2 protein-coding genes are annotated in these 1,814 nt (G+C 63.5%); one reads left to right on the top strand and one right to left on the bottom strand.

Annotated features, from left to right (window positions below; translation table 11 throughout):
* Nucleotides 1-989 (top strand): fatty acid--CoA ligase family protein (locus VGH68_RS05430; RefSeq protein WP_331602497.1); only part of this gene is annotated, 989 nt, incomplete at its 5' end.
* Nucleotides 990-1,007: 18 nt separating this feature from the next.
* On the opposite strand, the gene VGH68_RS05425 is transcribed toward VGH68_RS05430, so the two are convergent.
* Nucleotides 1,008-1,814: transposase (locus VGH68_RS05425; RefSeq protein ID WP_331602496.1), on the bottom strand; the 807-nt coding region annotated here is incomplete at its 5' end.

Raw genomic sequence — 1,814 nt, 5'->3', positions numbered from 1 at the left:
TGATGCTGTCGCATCGCAACGTGCGGTTTATCGCCGCAATTTCCAGCACGTTGCGGCGTGTGACGCCCGACGACGTGGTGTACGCGGTACTGCCGATTACGCACATCTACGGGCTGGCGTCGGTGTGTCTTGGCAGTTTGTACGCCGGCGCGACGCTCAGGCTCGCGCCGCGTTTCGCGCCGGAAGCCGTGCGACGGGCACTGGCCGACGAAAACGTATCGATCTTCCAGGGCGTGCCGGCCATGCACGCGAAACTCGTCGAACAGGCACAGGCGAGCGGTACGCCGTGGCGCGCACCCGCGTTGCGCTTCGCCTATTCCGGCGGCTCTCCTCTCGATGCCGCGCTGAAGGCGCGCGTCGAAAGCTTGTACAAGGTGCCGCTGCACAACGGTTATGGCATGACGGAAAGCAGTCCGACCATATCGCAGACCATGCTCGACGCACCGCGCGACGACTGCTCCGCAGGCGACCCGATACCCGGTATCGAACTGCGTTTTATCGCACTGGATGGTGTGGATGTGGCGCCGGGCGAGGTCGGCGAATTGTGGGTGCGTGGGCCGAACGTGATGCTCGGTTATTACCGCAATGAAGCGCAGACGCGCGCGACGGTCACGGAAGACGGCTGGCTCCGAACTGGCGATCTCGCGCGTCAGGCGGCGGATGGTGCGCTGTATATCGTGGGGCGCAGCAAGGAGCTGATCATCCGTTCGGGCTTTAACGTGTATCCGGCTGAAGTCGAGAACGTGCTGAACTCACACCCGGACGTGCTGCAATCGGCGGTGATCGGGCGGCCGGTCGAGGGCAACGAGGAAGTGATCGCGTTCGTCGAACTGCTGCCGTCGGTGCATGCGCTGCCTGACGATATCGTCAAATGGTGCGAAGCGCGGCTCGCACCGTATAAGCGTCCCGCAGAGATCCGCGTGCTGGCTGCGCTGCCGGCGGCATCGACGGGAAAGGTGTTGAAACACAAGCTCCGGGACGCGCTTTAATCATGAACTCTCCCACCGCTAAGCGTCTGTCGACGCTGTAGCGGGGGTTTCGCGGGTCATAGACTTTGACTTGGCGCGTTGCCGCGCCAGCGGTTTCGGTCTCGCCGCTACGCCCGTTCCAGGCGTATGCGCATCGATCAGAACGACCGACGCTGCGTTTTGGTCGCGCTGCGCCGTATGTCCGCAGTGCGGGCATACATGCACACGTTGCGCGAGCGTCTTGGGCGCTATCTCCCAGCACGCGGCGCAGCGTTGCGACGGCTTTAACTGGCGCGTGTTCGACACATGCAGCCGCGTACCAGCCTCTACCGCTTTGTACGCGAGCATGTGGTGCGCCATGCTCAACCCGGCCGACAGAATCTCGCGATTCAGCCCGGCCTTTTGCTTGACCATCCGACCGGGCTTGTCCTGCGTGCCGGCGGCCGAACGGCTCATGTTCTGTGTGCGCAGTTCTTCCGTGGCGATGACCGCGCAGGACGCGACCATGCGCGAGGTCGTCTGATGAAGGAACTCGCGGCGAAGATTGCCGATGCGCTCATGCACCTTCGCAACCTGCTTGCCCAAGCGCTGATAGCGAATGGATCCGCGTTTCTTGCGCGCCTGCTGCCGCTGTAGGTCCGCCATGCGCGGCATCTCATTGCGCACGAATCGCGGATTGGCGATCGTCTCGCCGTTGTCGAACGTCGCCCAGTCGTTGAGCCCGAAGTCGACGCCTCGATGAGCGTCGCCGGTACGTGCACGGGCGCATACGTCTTCCGATACGCGCAGCGTGACGCTCGCGAACCACTCGCCGTTCTTGCGCGTGATCGTCAGATCGTTGGGCTT

The sequence above is a fragment of the Paraburkholderia sp. genome, from assembly GCF_036488505.1.
Taxonomy (GTDB): Bacteria; Pseudomonadota; Gammaproteobacteria; order Burkholderiales; family Burkholderiaceae; genus Paraburkholderia.
The sequence above is the reverse complement of the archived record's forward strand: the minus strand, read 5'-3'. Positions and strand labels throughout refer to the sequence as shown.